Below are 19,883 nucleotides of genomic sequence, written 5' to 3'. Positions count from 1 at the left end.
GCGACTCCAGGTGGTGAGTGAACGGTGACGGCAGAATAGGGAGGCGGGCGGCTCAGCGGAGTGACCGGACGATGACAAAAACGTCATGAACGGTTTTTCCGGCGCCACGTAGAATGTCCGCTATCTTTCCGTCGACCGAAGCCCGCGCGCCTGTTCACGCATCGCATCCAGCGCCTGCTTCGATTCCTTGCCCTCGTTCGTTGCGCGCAGTCCCATGAGCATCCTCGTCATCGAAGACGATCCGAAAACCGGCGACTACCTGAAGAAAGGCTTGCGCGAGAGCGGCTATGCGGTCGATCTCGCCCGCACCGGCACGGACGGTCTGCACATGGCGCTCGAACACGCGTACGACCTCGTGGTGCTGGACGTGATGCTGCCCGGCATCGACGGCTGGGAAATCATGCGGGCGCTGCGCGCGCGGCGCGATCTGCCGGTGATTTTCCTGACCGCGCGCGATCATGTGAGCGATCGCATTCGCGGTCTCGAACTCGGCGCCGACGACTATCTCGTCAAGCCGTTCTCGTTCACCGAACTGGTGCTGCGCATCCGCACGCTGTTGCGGCGCGGCGTGATCCGCGAGAGCGACGTGTTCGAAATCGCCGATCTGCGGCTCGACGTGCTGCGCCGCAAGGTCACGCGCGAGGGCGTGGAGATCGCGCTGACCAACAAGGAATTCATGCTGCTGCATCTGCTGGTGCGCCGTCAGGGCGAGGCGCTGTCGCGCACGCAGATCGCCTCCGAAGTGTGGGACATGAACTTCGACAGCGACACCAACGTGGTCGACGTGGCGATCAAACGGTTGCGCGCGAAGGTCGATCATCCGTTCGAGAAGAAGCTGATCCATACGGTGCGCAGCATCGGCTACACGTTCGGCGACGGCTCATGACGTGGTGGAGCGAGCGTTCTCTCACGGCACGGACCACGGTGCTGTTCGCGTCGATCGCGTGCCTCGTGATCGGCACGCTCGGCATGTACTTCTATCAGTCCGCTCAAATTTCGCTGGAGCGCCGCGCCGACGTCGTGCTGAACGGCCGCGTCGAGCATTTCAGCCGGATCGTGCAGGACCTGTATTCCGTCAGCGAGCTGAAGCAGCGGCCGCTGCTGTTCGAGACCATGCTCGGCGGCGAGGCGGACGTGCTGCTGTTCCGCAAGCGTAACGAGGCGCCGTTCATCGACGTCAACCCGGCCGGCATCGCGGTGCCGCCGCTGCAGGCGGAGCCGGGCGGCCAACTGCCCATGCCCGGCGACGATCCGCGCACCCTGCTCGCCGACGGCGTGCCGGTGCATTGGGCGATCGCGTCGGTCAAGGCGCGCGAGGACGGCGCCGACGTCGAGGTGATCGCCGCGCACCCGATGACCCAGGAAATGCGGATGCTCGCGGCGTATCGCGACCGCATTCTGCTCGCCACCGTGTGCGGAATGCTCGCGTCGACGCTGCTCGCTTACTACGTGCTGCGCCGCGCGTTGCGGCCGGTGCGCGAGATCGCCACGCACGCCGCGCAGATCAGCCCCACGAATCTCGCGGTGCGGCTCGATAGCGAGGCCGCGCCGGTCGAGCTGCGTCAGCTCGCGCAGTCGTTCAATGCCATGCTCGATCGTCTCGCGGACGGTTACGAGCGACTGTCGCAATTCTCCGCCGATCTGGCGCATGAAATCCGCACGCCGGTCGGCGCGCTGATCGGCCAGACCCAGGTGACGCTGGCCAAACAGCGCGAGCCCGACGATTATCAGCAGTTGCTCGAATCGAATCTCGAAGAGTTGAACCGCTTGAGCCACATCGCCGAGAACATTCTGTTTCTCGCGCATGCGGATCACGCGACCTTGTCGATCGAGCGGGAGTCGTTGGCGCTGCACGACGAACTGGTCCGCATCGCCGACTACTTCGAGGGCCTCGCCGACGAGCGCGGCATGCGCTTTACGATCGACGCGACGGGGACGCTGCACGCCGACCCGATGTTGTGCCGCCGCGCGCTCCACAACCTCGTCGTCAATGCCGTGCGCTACGGCGCGCCCAATTCGGTGGTGCGCTTAAGCGGCACGCACGACGGCACGGACGCGATCGTCGCGGTCGAGAACGACGGCGCGCCGATTCCGCACGAGCAACTGGACCGTCTGTTCGACCGCTTCTATCGCGCGGACGCGGCGCGCAGCGAATTTACCGAATCGAGCGGACTGGGTCTTTCGATCGTGAAGGCGATCATGCATCTGCACGGCGGCGGCGCGCGGGCGATGTGCCCGGCGCCGGGCGTGGTGCGTTTCGAACTGCGCTTTCCGGTCAGTTGACATGGCGCAGGGCGCGGGCTCTGCCCGAGCGACGCATCGGGGCAAGAGACCTGGGCAATCCATCCGGGCAATCCATCCGGGCAACCCACCTGAACGCCGCGCCTGGCTGGTAACGCCGATACCGGGATGACGAGGCAACTGGTTAGCGCTCCGGCGTCCCGCTAGGATGGTGTGGCCGTCCCCACACATTCCGGAGAATCCAGCATGAAACGCTTTCACATTGCCCTCGCGGTGGCCGACCTCGACGCGTCGATCGCCGATTACAGCGCACGTCTCGGCCAGCAGCCGACCGCGGTGGTCCCCGGCCGCTACGCGATGTGGCGCACCGATCTGCTGAACTTCTCGATCAACATGACGCCGGAGAAGGCGGGGCAGTTGCGCCACGTCGGCTTCGAGGACGATGACGCGGAAGGCTTCACCACGAGCGTCGACGTGAACGGGCTCGAATGGGAGCGCTTTTCCGCGCACGAGCAGGATCTCCGTATCGTGAGTACCTATGGCGAAGCGCGTCTGTCCTCATAAATAGCCGTAAGCGATCGCATAAGCCGCCGCCGCGACCTTGGACGGCGCGTTGAGCTTGCGCATGCAATTCTTCAGGTGAAAATTGACCGTGTCGGCGGAGATGTCGAGCGCATTGGAAATGCTCTTGGCCGATCCGCCGTCGGCAGTCCAGCGCAGGATTTCGATTTCGCGGCGCGTGAGATTCGCGCCCGCCGTGTCGTGCCGTTCGCGATCGGCAAGCTTGTTAATGTAGGTCATCGACAGATGACCGAGTGCCGCGAGGTAGGGCCGCAACGCGTCGACCTCGCTCTGCTTCAATGCGTCGCGATCCCGCGACAGCGAAAACACGCCGCATCGGCCGCGCGGATCCCAGCACGGCTGCGAAATGCCCACCTTCAACCCCGCCGCGCGCGCTTCGTCCCACAGCAGCTGCGCGTCCATGAAAAGATCGTCGCTCCACACGACCGGCGCGGGATTCGTCGCGTCCAGCTGGGCGACCGGATCGATCTCCAGATAACGCTGTTCGCGATACCTCGCGCGCCACGCGTCGGGATAGGAACTCATGACCACGATATTGCCGGCATTGAACGGCGGCCGGTCTCGATACCCGAACGAGCAATACGTGAAGCCGAGATTGCATGCCGCATTCGATAGCGCCGCCACCGCCTGATCGATCTGCTCGCTGCCTTGCAGGTTGAAGGACAGGTCGTTCCACCATCCGGCGTGTTCGGGAGGCATGGCGAGTTCCTCTTCTCAAATACCTTTACTGACTGCGGTATTTTTAATTAGTTCGCAGTCTTGATGTTAGGCGACACGCTGGTCTTCGCTACCAATGCTGGGAGCTGTTCAGGAAACGTCTTCATGTAATCGTTCACGTGGCCGGATCGGCCCTGCGTTATTTCCGATCCGGCGGCTCATTTTTCCTCACGAGCCCCCCTGTGCATGCTTTCGGTAAAGGAGACAGCGATGCTTGAATCGCATTCGATGAGCAGCGACCTGCCGGTGTTCGATCCGGCGAAAGACTGGATCACGTTAGGCAAGGACCCGGCGAAAGCCGAGTTGAACCGGGCCTATGCCCACGTGCGCAAATGCGCGGCGGAAGACGGCTTGTCGATGAGTTTCGAAGGCAATCAGTCGCGTCCGTATCCCGTGATGGCCGGCGTGTGTGCGCTTCATGCCGCAACCGAGGAAATTCTGGCGGCACGCATCAAGACGGTATTCAACGCCCTGGAGAAGATCGTCAACGCGTACCGCACCGACAAGAATCTGCAGCAGTTCCTCGATATTCCGAAACCGCTCAGCCGCTGGGTGAAGGAGGACACGCAGCCGTCGAACAACCGGATCGACCTGTGCCGTTTCGATCTGATGGGACACAGCCTCGCGACGCTGAGGATCATCGAGTTCAACGCCAACGCGCCGGGCGGCATCGTCTATGCAGGCATGATCAATCGCTACTGGCGCTCGGCGCCGTGGGCGGGCGAGCTGATCGAATCGTGGGGCGGCACGCCGTCGGTGTTCGAGCGCGAGGACTGGGTGCCGGACTGGTTGTCGTCGCTGGCCGCCGCGCGCGGTCTGGATGCGATCGACGGGATCGCGCTGCTGCATCCGGCGGGCGGCAATATTCTCGAGCTGCCGCATCTGAAGCGACGGATCGAGGCGGGCGGCCTGCGCGCGGCCATGCTGACACCGGAGGAGCTGAACCGGGGGGCGGACTCGGCGTTCCGGCTCGGCTATCTGAAATACGGCGTGCAGCGCTCGATTCAGGATGTGGGGCAATGGGAGCGGTTTTGCCGCAGCGTGGTGGAGGGCCGCGTCGCGATCCAGTCGTCGCTGGCGGGGCGCTGGATCGGCGACAACAAACTGTGCATCGTTGTGATGTCGGACCCGCGCTTCGCCTATCTGTTCAACGACGCCGAACTCGCGGCGATCCGCGCGCTCGTGCCGCTGAGCCGCAAGCTGGGTGACGGCATCAGCCGGGCGGATCTGATCGACAACAAGGACGACTTCGTCATCAAGCATCCGTACGGCACGCGCGGCGCGTCGGTGCACGTGGGCCGCGACTATGATGCCGAGGCGTGGACCGATCTGATCATGCTGCGCTCGTCGTCGGGTTACGTCGTGCAGCGCTACGTGGATTCGGAGACCGAGGTGGAGGGCGAAACCTGCTTCAGGGACCTGGTCGTGACGATCGCCAGCGGCGAGATCGTCGGTTATGGCTCGCGCGTGAGCCGGGCCCGCAAGGTCAACATCGCGCAGGAAGGCAGCAAGATGGCGGTGCTCGGTTCGCAGCGCGCCGTGCACTGAGGCGACCGATGCGCAAGTTGTCACGCGCGGGCTGCGCGCGCCGGGGCAGGCGCTTTCATGCGCTTGCCGGCCGGGATTTCCGGCGTTACACGTGTGGCAACGCGCTGTCGCTGACCGGCACGTGGCTGCAGCGGATCGGCGCGGGCTGGCTCGCGTGGGAAAGCAGCGGATCGAGCCTGTGGCTCGGCATCGTGGCGTTCGCCGATCTGTTTCCCACCGTGCTGTTCGCGCCGCTCGCCGGCGTGATGGCGGATCGTCACGATCGCCGCAAGGTCGTGCTTTACTGCCAGGTGGTCGCGATGGCAATGGCTGTATTGCAAGGCGTGCTGCTGCTGGGCGAGTCCGCGTCGCTCACGTCGCTGTTGCTGGTGACATCCGTCACCGGCATCGCGAACGCCTTGTGTCAGCCTGCGCGGATGGCCTGGATCTCGAACCTCGTGCCGCGCCGGCGGCTCGCGTCGGCGGTAGCGATCAACTCGCTGTGCTTCAATCTCGCGCGCTTCGTGGGTCCGGCGGTGGCAGGTGTCGTGCTCGTCCAGCTCGGCGTCGCGGCGCTGTTCTGGCTGAACGCATTGAGCTACGCGGTGTTTATCGGCGTGCTGTTGCGGATGCCGGCCGCTGTACGGCCGAGTGGGATGAAGGCTGACGGACGCTGGCTCGAACAGGCGCTCGACGGCTTTCGCTACCTGGCGTCCGCTGCGCCTCTACGCGGCGTATTCGTGATGTTGAGTGTCAGCGCGGTATGTGTTCGCGGCGTGCCCGATCTCGCGCCGGCTATCAGCGAGCAACTGCTGCAACGGGGCCCTCGCGGCTTCGCGACGCTGGTCGCGGCAGCGGGTCTGGGGGCGTTGGCGGGGGGCGTGTGGATCAGTGGACGTGGCAACGCATGCAACGTTGCCACGCTGGTCGGCCGCCATGTGCTGGCTGCCGCGCTGTGTACGCTCGCGCTGGCGGTGACGCGCGATTTTCATCTGGCGCTGGGGTTGTTTTTCGCGCTGGGATTCTCGATCGTCGTCACCGGCATCGGCGCGCAGACCTTGATTCATCTATCCGTGCCGGAGCCCATGCGCGGGCGGGTGCTCGGATCGTACGGGGTGATCTATCGCGGAGGGCCGGCGTTGAGCGCGTTGTGGCTCGGCGCGGCCGCGCCGTTCTGCGGACTGGGCGCGGCGCTCGCGCTCGCTGGCTTGTCGTGCGTGACGGTGTGCTGCGTTGCGCATGTGATCGATCGAGTGGCGGCGCGCCGCGAGGCTGGGCGATTGCGTTGAATGCGCCTTAAAGGAGACTTAACCGAGACTCAACCGAGACTCAACCGAGACTCAACCGACTCAACCACTTAAGCCGCTCCCCCGCGCCCGCATAGCCTCACTCGCCGAGCGTCCCTCCGTCCTGCTGATTCGCGTAGTGGGCGCGCTTCTCCTCGTACATCAGCAGATCGGCGCGCTGCACGCCGGATTCGAGCCGGTCGCCGCGCTGACAGGTGGCCGCGCCCATCGAAAAATTCAGCGGCGAGCCCGGATAGAACTGGTTGTTCATGTCCACCAGCTGGCGGATCGCGTCGATCATCGCCGCGCCGCCGCGTTCGTCGGTGTCGGGCATCAGGATCGCGAATTCGTCGCCGCCGATCCGCGCCGCGTGGAACGGCGCTTCCATCGCCTTCGCGAGCACCTCGCCGGCGCGCCGCAGCAGCGCGTCGCCCGCTGCATGGCCGAGCTGATCGTTCACGCGCTTCAGGCCGTTCAGGTCGGCCATGATGATCGTTACCGGCCACGGCCCCTTGCGTTCGAGCCGGTTCAACTCGTCGACGTAAAACGAGCGGTTGCGCAGCTTGGTCAGCACGTCGTGCTTGCCGAGGAATTCCAGGTAGGCTTCGGCCTTTTTGCGTGCGGTGATGTCGGTGAGCGCGACCAGCACCAGGTCCCAGTGCTTGTCGTGACCCGGCAGCACGGAAAACTGCAGATGGACGTGCACCTCGCTGCCGTCGAGCGAATAGTTGAGCACTTCGCGCTGCTGGAACAGCTTGTTGTCCCACAGGTCGATCAACTGCTCGCGGAAGTGCGGGCGCATGTCGTCGCGGAACACTTCACCGAGACGGGCCAGCAGCATGGGCTTGTCTTTCGCGGCGAACATGTCGAGCGTGTGCTGATTCACGTCGAGCACGTGGATTTCCTGCATGCAGCGTTCGACGAACTCCGGATGCACGTCGGTGAACACGCGGAAATCGTTGATGCCGGCCGCGCGCGCTTCGTCGAGCAGGCGCTTGACCGCGCTGAAGTCTTCCACCCACAGCGACACCGGCGAATGCTCGAACAGCCCGCGTACGTATTGCTCGGCCAGCGTCACGCGATGCCGCGCGCCTTCGAGTTCGGTGATGTCTTCCACCGACACCAGCACGCGGTCCCAGCTCGTCTCGTGGCCAGGCAGCACGGCGCCCTTGAGCAATACGTCGAGCCGGCGGCCGCCGAGCGTGTAGTTGACGGTGTGGCTGGTGAACTGCGCGTGCCCCGCCCACAACTGGCAGAGTTCCTCGAGGTGAGTCTTGAGCATGTCGTCGCGGAACACGGCGGCGAGATTGCCGGTGAGCGCGTCGAAATCGGCGGCTTCGAATTGCGTCAGCGTCTTCTGATTGACCTTGATCACGCGGATGCTGTGCGCGCATTCGGCGACCCGCTCGGGATGGTCGGCGAAATAGGCGCGCAGATCGGTGACGCCGTCGGCGCGCCACGCGTCGAACAACGCGCGCACGCCGCTGAAATCTTCGAGCCAGAGGGAGACGGGCGCGAGGTCGAACATCTCGGCGTCGTCCGTTGACACGGTGTTATCCGGAACGGCACGGTTAGGCGCGGGGTCGCGCGGGAGCATATCCAGCATGGGCTTCTCGGGGGCGGTGTAGCCGCTATTCTAAGACCGTTGGGCGGCGGCAAAAAACAAACACGTGCGACGCATGATTTTTTTGCGCACGCCGTGCAGTCATTTGACGGCGGGGCCGAGGCAGACTTCAGGTCAACGGGGCAGGCCCGGAGGCTGGCTGTGAGCGCGGCTCGTCATGCCTTGCTACACTGGCCCGCTAACGAACCAGTCCGTCAACCGCCGCTATGGCGAACAATCCGTCGTCCACAAGCCGCCGCCCAAAAAGCTCCGTCATGAAGCCCTCCCTGCTGGTCCTGATCCCCTTGAAAGACGCAAGCCGCGCGAGTATCGACGCCGAGTTCGACGCGACCCACGCCCCCGATGCCGAACACCGCGCGGCCGCGATCGACGCGCACGGCGCCACGTTCCGCGCCGTGCTGACCAACGGCACGACCGGACTGACGGCCGCGGAAATCGACCGCATGCCGCAGCTCGAACTGGTGAGCGCGCTCGGCGCCGGCTACGAAAACCTCGCCGTCGATCACGCCCGCGCGCGCGGCATCGTGCTCGTGAACGGCGCCGGCACCAACGATCATTGCGTGGCCGATCATGCGTTCGCGCTGCTGCTCGCCGTGGTGCGCGACGTCCCGCAACTCGATCAGGCGACCCGCACGGGCGTCTGGCGCGACACGCTGCCGATGCGGCCGAACGTGTCCGGCAAACGACTCGGCATCGTCGGGCTCGGCAACATCGGCGAAAAAGTTGCCAGGCGCGGCGCGGGCTTCGACATGGAAATCGGTTATCACAACCGCAAGCCGCGCGAGGGCTCGCCGCTGCGTTTCTTCGACAGTGTGACGGCGCTCGCGCAATGGAGCGACTTCCTGGTGGTGGCGACGCCGGGCGGCGCGGGCACGCGTCATCTGATCGACGCAGGTGTGCTCGATGCGCTTGGCCCGCAGGGCTTCGTCGTCAACGTGTCGCGCGGCAGCGTGGTCGACACCGCCGCGCTCGCGCGGGCGTTGAGCGAAGGCCGCATCGCGGGCGCGGGGCTCGATGTCTACGAGGGCGAGCCGCATCCGCCCGAAGCGTTGCTTGCGCTGCACAACGTCGTGCTGACGCCGCACGTGGGTGGCCGCTCGCCGGAGGCGATCGCGGCTTCCGTCGACAACTTCCTGAACAACGCGAGGCGGCATTTCGCGGGCGAACCGGTGTTGACGCCGATCTGAGGGCGTCGCCGAACGGCAGTGAGGGCCGCTGAGCGCCACCGGGCGCCACTGAAAGCCAAACCGAAACTATCGGCCCAGCGGATGGTTTCTCTCACGAATAGCGATTTCCCTTGCAGGCCCGTCACGCATACGATGGTCGGTATCGCATCAGCAGCGCTTCGATCCATCGAAGCCGCGACGGAGACCGCGCATGGAACATCACGCCCGCACCCAGGACGAACGGCTCGAGGTCAAGACCACCACGTGCTACATGTGCGCATGCCGCTGCGGGATCCGCGTGCATCTGCGCGAAGGCGAGGTGCGTTACATCGACGGCAATCCCGCGCATCCGCTGAACCAGGGCGTGATCTGCGCGAAGGGCGCCTCGGGCATCATGAAGCAGTACTCGCCGGCGCGCCTGACCCAGCCGCTGATGCGCAAGGCCGGCGCCGAGCGCGGCAGCGCGCAGTTCGAGCCGGTCTCGTGGGAACACGCGTTCGACGTCCTCGAAAAGCGTCTCGCGGCGATCCGCGCGACCGACCCGAAACGCTTCGCGCTCTTCACCGGCCGCGACCAGATGCAGGCCTTGACCGGCCTCTTCGCGAAGCAGTTCGGTACGCCTAACTATGCGGCGCACGGCGGTTTCTGCTCGGCCAACATGGCCGCCGGAATGATCTACACGATCGGCGGCTCGTTCTGGGAGTTCGGCGGCCCGGACCTGGACCACGCGAAGCTGTTCTTCATGATCGGCACCGCCGAGGACCACCACTCGAATCCGCTGAAGATCGCCATTTCGAAGTTCAAGCGCGCGGGCGGGCGCTTCATCGCGATCAATCCGATCCGCACCGGCTATGCCGCGATCGCCGACGAATGGGTGCCGATCAAGCCGGGCACCGACGGCGCGCTGTTCATGGCCTTTCTGCACGAGTTGATCGCCGCCGACGCATGGGATCACGAGTTCGTGCAGCGCTATACGAACGCGGCCGAACTGGTCGACCTCGACGAAAGCAGCGCGAATTTCGGCCTGTTCGTGCGCGATCCGCAGCGGCCCGAGGGCAATCCGCTGTTTCCGCAGAATCATCTATGGTGGGACGCGCAGGCCGGACAGGCGGTCCCGCATCACACGCCCGGCGTGACGCCTGCGCTCGACGGCCGTTATGCGCTCGGCGACGGCACGCCGGTCACGCCGTCCTTCGCGCTGCTGCGCGAACGTGTGGCGGCGTGCACGCCGGAATGGGCCGCCGGCATCACGGGCATCGAGGCATCGACCATTCGCCGGCTCGCCGCCGAAATGATCCAGGTGAGCCGCGAGCACCGCATCACGCTGCCGATCCGCTGGACCGACGCATGGGGCGAAACACACGAAACGGTGAGCGGCAATCCGGTCGCTTTCCATGCGATGCGCGGCCTCGCCGCGCATTCCAACGGCTTCCAGTCGATCCGCGCGCTGGCGGTGCTGATGTCGCTGCTCGGCACCATCGACCGGCCTGGCGGCTTTCGTCACAAGTCGCCGTTTCCGCGCGCGGTGCCGCCGTCCGCGAAACCGCCGAACAGTCCCGATGCGGTCAAGCCGAACACGCCGCTCGCCACCGGTCCGCTCGGCTGGCCGGCCGCCCCCGAGGACCTGTTCATCGACGAGCAGGGTGGTCCGGTGCGGATCGACAAGGCGTTCTCGTGGGAGTATCCGCTCGCCGTGCACGGCGTGATGCACAGCGTGATCACCAACGCGTGGCGCGGCGACCCGTACCCGATCGACACGCTGATGATCTTCATGGCCAACATGGCGTGGAATTCGTCGATGAATACGACGAAGGTGCGCGAGATGCTGGCCGACCGTCACCCGGACGGCGAGTACAAGATTCCGTTTCTGGTGGTGTGCGACGCGTTCCAGTCGGAAATGACCGCGTTCGCCGATCTGATCCTGCCGGACACGACCTATCTGGAACGTCACGACGCGATGTCGATGCTCGACCGTCCGATCTCCGAGTTCGACGGTCCGGTGGATTCGGTGCGCGTGCCGGTCGTGCCGCCCACCGGCGAGTGCAAGCCGTTCCAGGAAGTGCTGATCGAACTCGCGTCGCGGCTCAAATTTCCGGCTTTCACGAGCGCGGACGGCACGCGGCGTTTTCGTGACTATCCCGACTTCGTCGTGAATTTCACGACCACGCCGGACTCCGGCGTCGGCTTTCTGATCGGCTGGCGCGGCGAGGACGGCGACAAGGCGCTGGTCGGCGCACCGAATCCGAAGCAGTGGGAACGTTACGCGGAGAACAACTGCGTGTTCCATTACACGCTGCCCGAAGACCTGCAATACATGCGCAACTGCAACGGGCCGTATCTCGACTGGGCGGTGAAGCACGGCTTCCGCAAATTCGGCGAGCCGATCCTGATCCAGCTTTACTCGGACGTGATGCAGAAATTCAGGCTGGCCGCGCAGGGCCGCACGAGCGGCCGGCAACCGCCGGATCATCTGCGGGCACGCATCGAAACGTATTTCGATCCGCTGCCGTTCTGGTATGCGCCGCTCGAAAGCGCGGCGACCGATCTTGAACGTTTTCCGCTTGCGGCGGTCACGCAGCGCCCGATGGCGATGTACCACTCGTGGGACTCGCAGAACGCGTGGCTGCGGCAGATTCACGGCGAAAACTATCTGTACGTGAATCCGCGGATGGCGGCCGAAAACGGCATCGCGGACGGCAGCTGGATCTACGCGGAGTCGCAGTGGGGGCGTGTGCGCTGCATGGCGCGCTACAGCGAGACCGTCGAGCCCGGCACCGTGTGGACGTGGAACGCGATCGGCAAGGCATCGGGCGCTTGGAATCTCGGTGCCGACGCCAACGAATCGCAGCGCGGCTTCCTGCTCAATCACCTGATCACCGACGAATTGCCGGGCCGCGACGATGCCGCCGCGCGGTTCTCGAACTCGGACCCGGTGACCGGTCAGGCGGCGTGGTACGACGTGCGCGTGCGGCTCTATCCGGCGGAAGCGGACGCGCGGCACACGCTGCCGCAATTCGCGGCGATGCCGAGCTTACCGGGCTCGACCGGCGTGATTTCGCGCATCGTGCAGACGTATTTCGCCGGACGCGGGGAGTTCGCCGCGAGGTTGCGCGGCACGAATGGACGCAAATGAGCGGACGCAAATGAATGAACGCAAATGAGCGCACGCAAGGAAGGAGCCTTCGATGACACAGATGGCATTGGTGATCGACCTGAACGTATGCGTGGGCTGCCACGCGTGCGTGACGAGTTGCAAGGAATGGAACACGTCGGGCGAGTCGGGCAGTCTCGCGGATTTCAGACCGTACGACCTGGAACCGTCCGGCACCTTCTTCAACCGCGTGCAGACCTTCGAGGCGGGCAGTTTCCCGAAGGCGGAAACGATCCACTTCCCGAAGTCGTGCCTGCACTGCGAGGACCCGCCCTGCGTGCCGGTCTGTCCGACCGGGGCGAGCTACAAGCGCAAGGAAGACGGGCTCGTGCTGGTGGACTTCGATCGCTGTATCGGCTGCAAGTACTGCGCGTGGGCGTGTCCGTACGGCGCGCGCGAGCTCGACGAAAGCCGCAAGGAGATGACCAAGTGCACGTTGTGCGTCGACCGGATTCACGACGAGAACCTCTCCGAGCGCGATCGTCAGCCGGCCTGCGTGCTCGCGTGTCCGACCTCGGCGCGGCTGTTCGGCGATATTCACGATCCGCAGTCGGTGGTGTCGAAGGCGATCGAGGAGCGCGGCGGCTATCAGTTGATGCCCGAGTGGAACACGCGGCCCGCGAATCACTATCTGCCGCGCGTGCCGACCGAGGCGGCCGGCTGCGGTAGCGGCGCGTGCTCGTGCAAGAGCGCCGGCACGGCGACCGATTCGTCCACGGACGACAGCCGCGCACCGGAGTCGCTCGAAGCGCAACTGGAGCGCGGCGAGCTCCATCTCGCGTCGATGGCGACGCGCATCTGAATCCGAACGCACGTACGGCATCCATGACACCTACGGCACCTACGGGGGTTTCGCAATGAATCCGGCTTTCTCCGTCGTCTTTCTCACCACGCTGAGCGGCGCGGCTCAGGGTCTGCTGATCGCGCTCGTCGGCGTGGAAAGTGCCGCGCAACTGGGGCTGATCGCGTCGCCCGCCGGGATGTTCTATGTGACCGGCGCGGGGGTGTCCGTGCTGCTCGGCGGGCTCGGGCTGATCGCGTCGTTCTTCCACCTCGGTCACCCGGAGCGCGCGTGGCGTGCGATCGCGATGTGGCGTACATCATGGCTATCGCGCGAATGTCTGTGCCTGCCGGCGTTTCTCGCCTGCGCATTCTTCTACGGTGTCGCGCACTGGCTCGGGTCGCCGTGGCGGATCACGCTCGCATTGGGCTGGCTCGGCGTGCTGGCGAGCGCGGCGCTGTTCGTCTGCACGGGAATGATCTACGCGTGTCTGCGTTTTCTGCAGGAATGGGCGACGCCGCTCACGCTGGTCAATTTCGCGCTGCTCGGCTGCGCGTCCGGTTTCACGCTCGCGGCCGCGCTGAGCGCGTGGTTCGTGTCCGCGCCGACCGGCGGCCTCGCGCTGGGCGCATGCGTGCTGACGCTGGCCGGTTGCGCGAGCCGGTCGGCGTCGCTGGTGCGCAATGCGCGCTTGCGGCCGAAGTCGACCGTGCAGAGCGCCACGGGCATCCACAATCCGAAGCTTGTGCAGGTGTCGCGCGGTTTCACCGCCGGCGCCTTCAATCTGCGCGAGTTCTTTCACGGCAAGTCGGCGGGCACGTTGCGCGGCATCAAGTGGGGGTTTCTGGCGACGGCGTTCGTCGTGCCGGTCGTGCTGATCGCGCTGGCCGCGAGCCTGCATGGCATCGGCGCGTCGCTGGGGCTGCTGGTCGCCGCGTGCCTCGTGCAGTACGCGGGACTGGTCGCGGAGCGGTGGTTTTTCTTCGCCGAAGCGAAGCACCCGCAGAATCTGTATTACGCGAGAGTGGGGTGAGGCGGGACGCTTGCGATCGCAAGCCTGGCGGGGATGGGATCGCCGCGCCAGATGTGCTTACGGGTGTGCTTCGTCAGCGTGCTTATTTCGCGGCGCGTGCGGTTTTCTTGCGGGCAGGCGTCGCGGATTGGTTGAGGGCCGCGGTAGGTGATGCGGCCGTTGAGGTGGCCGTTGAAGTGGCAGATGAGGTGGCAGATGAGGTAGCGGATGAAGCAGCAGGAGCGCTCTTCGACGTCTTGCGCGAGCGCGCCGGTTTCGCCTGATTCGCCAGCGACACGAACACCGAATGGTCGTCGTCGAACAATTGCAGCGTGCCGACCGAGATCAACTCCGCGACCCCGCCGCCCAGATTCGTCACGCGATGCTGCTGCTGCGCGTCGAAGTGCAGCGAATCGCCCGACGAGAGTCTGTATTCCTTCTTGCCGACCGCGTAACTCACCTCGCCCGAGAGCACGTACACGAATTCGTCGCCGCCGTGCGCGACCCATTCTGAGCGGTAGCCTTCCTGCAATTGCACCTTCACGGCATTGAGCAGGCTGCCGGAGAACGTGGTGGACAGCCGCTCGTAGCGCTGCTGGGTTTCATCGATCGAATAGGACTGGCGCGCGCCTTCGTGCGAGTCCGGCTGCTCCTGGCGCGGCTGGTCGAGCAGCACGCCGAGCGGCACGTTCAGCGCCCTGGCGACATTGACCAGCGACGAAATCGAAATGCCCGTGAGATTGCGCTCGACCTGGGACATGAAGCCGATCGACAGATTCGCCGCGGAAGCGACCTCGAGCAGCGTCATCCTGGCTTCGCGGCGCAGGCGGCGAATGCGCTGACCGATGCGCATGATGTCCGATTCCATGGATCTCCTTCAAAGCGACGATAGACAAGACATGCGGACAATGTCACGCCGTCGCCGGCGTTTCGCGTGCGGCGAAATCGCACCAGGCCCAACCGTCCGGACGACAATTCAGGCGGCATTGTAGCGCGCCGAATTTGCCGGAAGCCCGCCTGGCGGCGGCAGCCAGGTTAAATACTGTTCAGTCGCGACGCGTTCGAGGCTGGCGCGTCACGTTGCTTGCCGCGCCCGATGTTTGCCTTTGCCGGACTTCATCGCAAAATTTTAGTCAGAGTAAAATTTTAGCTTGACGCAAATTTAGGCGCACGGTACTTTCGACGCACAGTGCCAGTCGCTGCGTACGCATGACCGATAACAAGACCCAGACATTCCGATGATCGATCGACTGAAATACCACTTCTCCGGCCTCGCGCCCTACGTTGCCGACGTCGCCGGTACCCATGCCGGGCTTTCGCGGCTCATGTCGCAGTTGGGTCTGGACGCGCTGCTGGTCACCTCGCAGGACGAGTTCGTCACCGAGTTTCTGCCGCGTCGTAACGACCCGCGTTATGCCGTGTCCGCCTTCGACGGCTCGACCGGCAACGGCGTGTTTCTGTCGGAGCGGGTCGCGCGCGAACTCGGCGTGCCGCAGTTCGTGCTGTTCGTCGACGGCCGCTATCACCTGCAGGCCGACGCGCAGTGCGATCCGCGGCGGGTGCGGGTCGAAAAGCTGGGTTTGGGCGCGTCGATGTGGAAGGCGATCGCGGGGTGGCTGGTCGCGCACGCTGCGCGGATCAGGAACGTAGGCTACGACGCGTTGCGGATGAACGTCGCGCAGCGTGAAGGCATGGTCGAGGCGACATCGGCGGCGAATTTTTCGTGGACCAGTCTGGCGGGTCGCGAAGTGGATCGCGCGATCGATCTGCCTGGCTGGAACGTGGACCGGCCGATCTTCGAATTGCCGGAGTCGGTGACCGGGGCGAGCGTCGCGCACAACATCGCGACGCTCAATCAGCACATTCACGCGTATCTCGGGCAAACCGATCAAACGGATCAAACTTATCGACCGAACCATGCGGAGCAACCGGTCTGTTTCCTGACCTGCGTCTCCGACGACCTCAGCTATCTGCTGAACAGCCGCGGCTATCATATCCCGCAGGCGTCGTCGCATCTGGGTTTTCTGTTCGTGATCGGCGAGCAGGTCGTGCTGTTTCTGCCGGAAGGCTGCGATACGTGTCCGGTCGCATTGCCTTCGGTTGCGTCGTTGCAGGTGATTCGCCGCGACATGGACGAACTCGCGCGCGCGCTGGGTGCATTCGACGTTCGACACGTGTGCTATAGCGCCGACGCGGTGAATTGCGCGCTGCCCGATGCGGTGCGCCGCGTGTGGCCCGCGGCGGTTCACACCGACTTCAGTCCGGTCGAATCGATGCGGGCCGCCAAGACGCCGGAAGTGCTCGATCAGTTCCGCGACGCGTTCGCGCGCAGCTCGGCGGCGATCGCCGAAACCATGCGCTGGACCAAATCCGGCGACGCCGGCAAACGTCCCACCGAATACGACCTGGCCCGCGCGATCAACGATGCGTACGGCGCACGCGGCGCCGTCGGCTTGAGCTTCACGTCGATCGCGGCGAACGGCGCGAACAGCGCGTCCGCGCATTACACGGCGGCCAGCGACGAGGTCGAATTGCAGGAAGGCGAACTGGTGCTGCTCGACAGCGGCGCCTACTACGACAGCGGTTTCGCGACCGATTGCACGCGCGTCGTGCTGCGCAGAACCGATCCGTCGACGCACGCGCAGCCGTGGCAGAAGCGGATCTACACGGTCGCGTTGAAGGCCTGCATCAAGGGTCTGGTCACGCCGTTTCCCGCCGACGCCACCGGCGCGGATGTCGATGCAACCGTGCGCGAGGTCTGCCGCCAGCATGACTACGACTTCGGTCACGGCACGGGGCACGGCGTCGGCATCCACGTGCATGAAGGCGGGGTGCGCTTTGCGCCGGGCGCGGCGTACGGTCTCGTGCCTGGCGCGGTGGTGTCGGTCGAACCGGGCATTTATCTGCCGGGCAAGGGCGGCGTGCGGATCGAGAACATCGTGATCATTCACCCCAGTGAGACCGAGGCGGATAAGGTGAGGTTCGAGAATATCGTCGCGGTCGGCTACGACTGGGATCTGATCGACCTCGATCTGCTCGACGAAGCCGAGCGCGATTATCTGCGCGACTACGAGCGTTGGTGTGTCGAGCGGGGCACGCAGGTGACCGCGTGCCCGTTGCTGTAACGACCCGCACCCGTCACCCGCACGCCCCCACCTCGCCGCACGCGGTGCAGAAATCGCAGCCGTCCTTGCGAATCACCGCGTTCGCGCCGCACGATCCGCATTTGCGGCCGAGCATCGTATGCAGGCCGAGCACGCCGGCGGATTGCGTCAGCGCGGCGTTCGTGTGAGTGGCGTCGACATCGTCCGGGTTAGGGCGAATGCCGAAATCAGCCGACAGCGCCGACTCCGCATTGACCTGTCCGCGCGGCAGACGCGCCAGCATGCGTGACGGCACCTGATCGCCCTCGGCGTCCAGAAAGCCGCGCCGGTGCAGGATCTGCTGGATCGCGAAGGCGAGCGCGGCGACCTCCGAATCGTGCCAGCGCGGCGTGCGGTGACCGTCGAGCCGCTGCACCTCGCCAAGCCGCACCTGGCCGCGATCCCACGACACCTTGCGCATGTCCTGCAGATTGCGCGCGACGAAGCCGCCGCGCGCGGCCAGCGACAATGAGCGCATGGTCGCCGTGATCCATTGCTGCGATTCGTCGCGCTGACCGGTCGGAATGAAGAACTCGATCGGCCGTTCGATCGTGACTTCCTCGCCGCCGAGCCGCCCGGTGACCTCGATGAACGACACCGCCACGTACAGCGATTTCTTGCCCGCCTGCGTCAGATATTCGACTTTCTCGATGATCGCCGGCAATTCGCCTTTCGGCCGATGGTCGATCGCGATCCGCAGCGGGTCCTGATCGTTGTCGGCGAGCGTGTCGTCGTCCCGCGGCGCCGGGCTCACGCTGAGCACCGCGCCGAGCGTCTCGTTCGGGCGGTAGGTCGCGAGACCCTTGAGGCCGTTTTTCCACGCATCGAAGTAGAGGCTTTCGAACGCTTCGAACGGATAGTCGGCGGGCACGTTCACCGTCTTCGAGATCGACGTATCCACGTACGGCTGCACGGCGGCCATCATGTCGAGGTGGTCGCGCGCCGACATCTCCAGCGCGCTGACGAAGTAATCCGGCAGCTTGCCGGTGTCGCCGCCGAGTTCGCGATACAGACGGTACGCGTAGTCCTCGACGTCGAACGATTCGCGGCTGCCGTCGGCCATCACCTTCATGCGGTTATAGGTCCACGAAAACGCGGGCTCGATGCCGTTCGACGCGTTGTCCGCGAACGCGAGGCTGACCGTGCCGGTCGGCGCGATCGACAGCAGATGGCTGTTGCGGATGCCGTCGCGGCGGATTGCGGCCTGGATGTCCTCGGGCAGGCGCGATGCGAAGGTGCCTGCTTCCAGATAGCGGGTCGCGTCGAACAGCGCAAACGCGCCGCGCTCGCGTGCGAGTTCCACCGACGCGCGATACGCTTCGTCGCGCATCAGCCGCGCGATCCGTACCGCGAAGTCGCGGCCTTCCGGCGAGTTGTAGCGCAGCCCGAGCATCACGAGCGTATCGCCGAGACCGGTGAAGCCGACGCCGATGCGCCGTTTCGCGCGCGATTCGTCGTATTGCTCCGGCAGCGGCCACAGCGTGACGTCGAGCACGTCGTCGAGAAAGCGTACCTGGGTGCGGGTGCGCCGCGCGAGGGCGTCGAAATCGAACGACGGCTGGCGGCCTTCGCGCTGCGCGAAGGGATCGGTCACGAAGCGCGTCAGGTTCAGCGGACCGAGATTGCAGCAGCCGTAGGCGGGCAGCGGCTGCTCGCCGCACGGATTGGTCGCGCGGATGGTTTCGACGGCACGCAGGTTGTTGTCCTCGTTCATCCGCGAGATGAACACGATGCCGGGTTCCGCGACGTCGTAGGTGGAGCGCATGATGCGCTCCCAGATCGCGCGCGCCGGGCGTTCGCCGTAGACCCACAGGCCGTCGTCGCGCTGCCGTACGTCGCCGGCCGCGCGCAGCGCCGGCGAGGGTTCGGCGCGGTGCACGAGCTGCCATGTCTCGTCGGCCTCGACCGCGCGCATGAACGCGTCGGTGACGCCGACGGACACGTTGAAGTTGTTCCAGCGCCCCTTCGAATGCTTGGCCTCGATGAATTCGAGCAGGTCGGGGTGATCGCAGTCGAGCACGGCCATCTGCGCGCCGCGCCGCGAACCCGCGCTTTCGACGGTGCGGCACGACGCATCGAACACGTCCATGTAGCTGCACGGGCCGGACGCGGACGAACTGGTGGTGCGCACCCGCGCGCCCTTCGGACGGATCGCCGAGAAGTTGTAGCCGACGCCGCCGCCGCGGCGCATGGTTTCGGCCGCCTGCAGCAACGCGACGTAGATGCCGGGCAGCCCTTGCTCGTCGACGTCCTTGATCGCGTCGCCGACCGGCTGCACGAAACAGTTGATCAGGGTGGCGGCGATGCCGGTGCCGGCCGCGCTCATGATGCGCCCGGCGCCGAGCGCGCCGTGCCGCAGATTGTCGACGAACAGCGCCTCCACGGACTCGCGCAGGGCTTCCGGCTCGGCCTGGGCGACGCCGCGCGCGACGCGGCGGAAGACGTCATCGGCCGATTGCTCGTCGCCCTTCGCGTATTTCTCCAGCAGGACGTCGGTGGAGAATTGTTGCGGTGCGAATGGTTGCACGGCGGGTTTCGCGGCGGGTTGCACGGCGGCGCGTGCGGCGGGTGGGACCGGGGAAGGGGATGCCGTGCGGGTGGTGTCCGGCGTGTCTTCTGCCATGGTGTGCCCTCTGACGGCGCCGCGGGTGGC

At 65.5% G+C, this 19,883-nt stretch carries 14 protein-coding genes; 10 read left to right on the top strand and 4 right to left on the bottom strand.

The genetic code is table 11. The features are described from left to right. Positions 1-214 precede the first annotated feature (214 nt). From LFL96_RS20595 to LFL96_RS20585, 3 genes are all read left to right on the top strand, one after another. A complete protein-coding gene (locus LFL96_RS20595; protein WP_281002554.1) occupies positions 215-886 on the top strand; it encodes a heavy metal response regulator transcription factor in 672 nt (223 codons plus the stop codon). After that, a complete protein-coding gene (locus tag LFL96_RS20590; RefSeq protein WP_281002553.1) occupies positions 883-2,283 on the top strand; it encodes a heavy metal sensor histidine kinase in 1,401 nt (466 codons plus the stop codon). The genes LFL96_RS20595 and LFL96_RS20590 overlap by 4 nt, the downstream gene beginning before the upstream one ends. Positions 2,284-2,487: 204 nt before the next feature. Further along, positions 2,488-2,805: a hypothetical protein gene (locus LFL96_RS20585; RefSeq protein ID WP_281002552.1), complete on the top strand. Its 318-nt coding sequence runs from the start codon at positions 2,488-2,490 to the stop codon at positions 2,803-2,805. Here the strand turns inward: LFL96_RS20585 and LFL96_RS20580 are convergent. After that, positions 2,800-3,522, bottom strand: a complete 723-nt coding sequence (locus LFL96_RS20580; protein WP_281002551.1) for an autoinducer binding domain-containing protein — start codon at positions 3,520-3,522, stop codon at positions 2,800-2,802. The two genes, LFL96_RS20585 and LFL96_RS20580, sit on opposite strands and share 6 nt — an antisense overlap. Positions 3,523-3,750: 228 nt before the next feature. On the opposite strand from LFL96_RS20580, the gene LFL96_RS20575 reads away from it, so the two are divergent. Both LFL96_RS20575 and LFL96_RS20570 read left to right on the top strand, forming a co-directional pair. Continuing rightward, a complete protein-coding gene (locus tag LFL96_RS20575; RefSeq protein WP_281002550.1) occupies positions 3,751-5,088 on the top strand; it encodes a hypothetical protein in 1,338 nt (445 codons plus the stop codon). A gap of 8 nt (positions 5,089-5,096) precedes the next feature. Continuing rightward, complete coding sequence (locus LFL96_RS20570; RefSeq protein ID WP_281002549.1) at positions 5,097-6,356, top strand: MFS transporter; 1,260 nt, start codon at positions 5,097-5,099, stop codon at positions 6,354-6,356. A 97-nt stretch (positions 6,357-6,453) separates the two neighbouring features. Here the strand turns inward: LFL96_RS20570 and LFL96_RS20565 are convergent, their stop codons facing one another. Continuing rightward, positions 6,454-7,950 carry a diguanylate cyclase gene (locus tag LFL96_RS20565; protein WP_281003820.1) on the bottom strand — a complete coding sequence of 499 codons (1,497 nt, stop codon included), beginning with the start codon at positions 7,948-7,950 and terminating at the stop codon, positions 6,454-6,456. Between the two features lie 281 nt (positions 7,951-8,231). Here LFL96_RS20565 and LFL96_RS20560 point away from each other — a divergent pair, with 281 nt between their 5' ends. The 4 genes from LFL96_RS20560 to LFL96_RS20545 all read left to right on the top strand — a co-directional run bounded on the left by LFL96_RS20560 (position 8,232) and on the right by LFL96_RS20545 (position 14,108). Beyond that, entirely contained in the window at positions 8,232-9,164 is a 933-nt protein-coding gene (locus tag LFL96_RS20560) for a 2-hydroxyacid dehydrogenase (protein WP_281002548.1), read from the top strand. A 190-nt stretch (positions 9,165-9,354) separates the two neighbouring features. Further along, positions 9,355-12,276 carry a molybdopterin-dependent oxidoreductase gene (locus LFL96_RS20555; protein WP_281002547.1) on the top strand — a complete coding sequence of 974 codons (2,922 nt, stop codon included), beginning with the start codon at positions 9,355-9,357 and terminating at the stop codon, positions 12,274-12,276. 52 nt (positions 12,277-12,328) lie between these two features. Next, complete coding sequence (locus LFL96_RS20550) at positions 12,329-13,096, top strand: 4Fe-4S dicluster domain-containing protein (RefSeq protein WP_281002546.1); 768 nt, start codon at positions 12,329-12,331, stop codon at positions 13,094-13,096. Between the two features lie 55 nt (positions 13,097-13,151). Next, positions 13,152-14,108, top strand: coding sequence for a DmsC/YnfH family molybdoenzyme membrane anchor subunit (locus LFL96_RS20545; protein WP_281002545.1), 957 nt, complete (start codon positions 13,152-13,154; stop codon positions 14,106-14,108). A gap of 82 nt (positions 14,109-14,190) precedes the next feature. Here the strand turns inward: LFL96_RS20545 and LFL96_RS20540 are convergent, their stop codons facing one another. Then, positions 14,191-14,955: a cupin domain-containing protein gene (locus tag LFL96_RS20540; RefSeq protein WP_281002544.1), complete on the bottom strand. Its 765-nt coding sequence runs from the start codon at positions 14,953-14,955 to the stop codon at positions 14,191-14,193. Between the two features lie 370 nt (positions 14,956-15,325). Here LFL96_RS20540 and LFL96_RS20535 point away from each other — a divergent pair, with 370 nt between their 5' ends. Then, positions 15,326-17,212 carry a M24 family metallopeptidase gene (locus LFL96_RS20535; protein WP_281002543.1) on the top strand — a complete coding sequence of 629 codons (1,887 nt, stop codon included), beginning with the start codon at positions 15,326-15,328 and terminating at the stop codon, positions 17,210-17,212. Positions 17,213-17,225: 13 nt separating this feature from the next. Here LFL96_RS20535 and LFL96_RS20530 read toward each other — a convergent pair whose 3' ends face one another. Beyond that, the gene (locus LFL96_RS20530; RefSeq protein WP_281002542.1) at positions 17,226-19,853 is read right to left on the bottom strand and encodes an adenosylcobalamin-dependent ribonucleoside-diphosphate reductase; all 2,628 of its coding nucleotides are present in this window, start codon (positions 19,851-19,853) and stop codon (positions 17,226-17,228) included. Positions 19,854-19,883: the final 30 nt, after the last annotated feature.

This window comes from Paraburkholderia sp. D15, from assembly GCF_029910215.1.
Classification (GTDB): Bacteria; Pseudomonadota; Gammaproteobacteria; order Burkholderiales; family Burkholderiaceae; genus Paraburkholderia.
The sequence above is the reverse complement of the archived record's forward strand: the minus strand, read 5'-3'. Positions and strand labels throughout refer to the sequence as shown.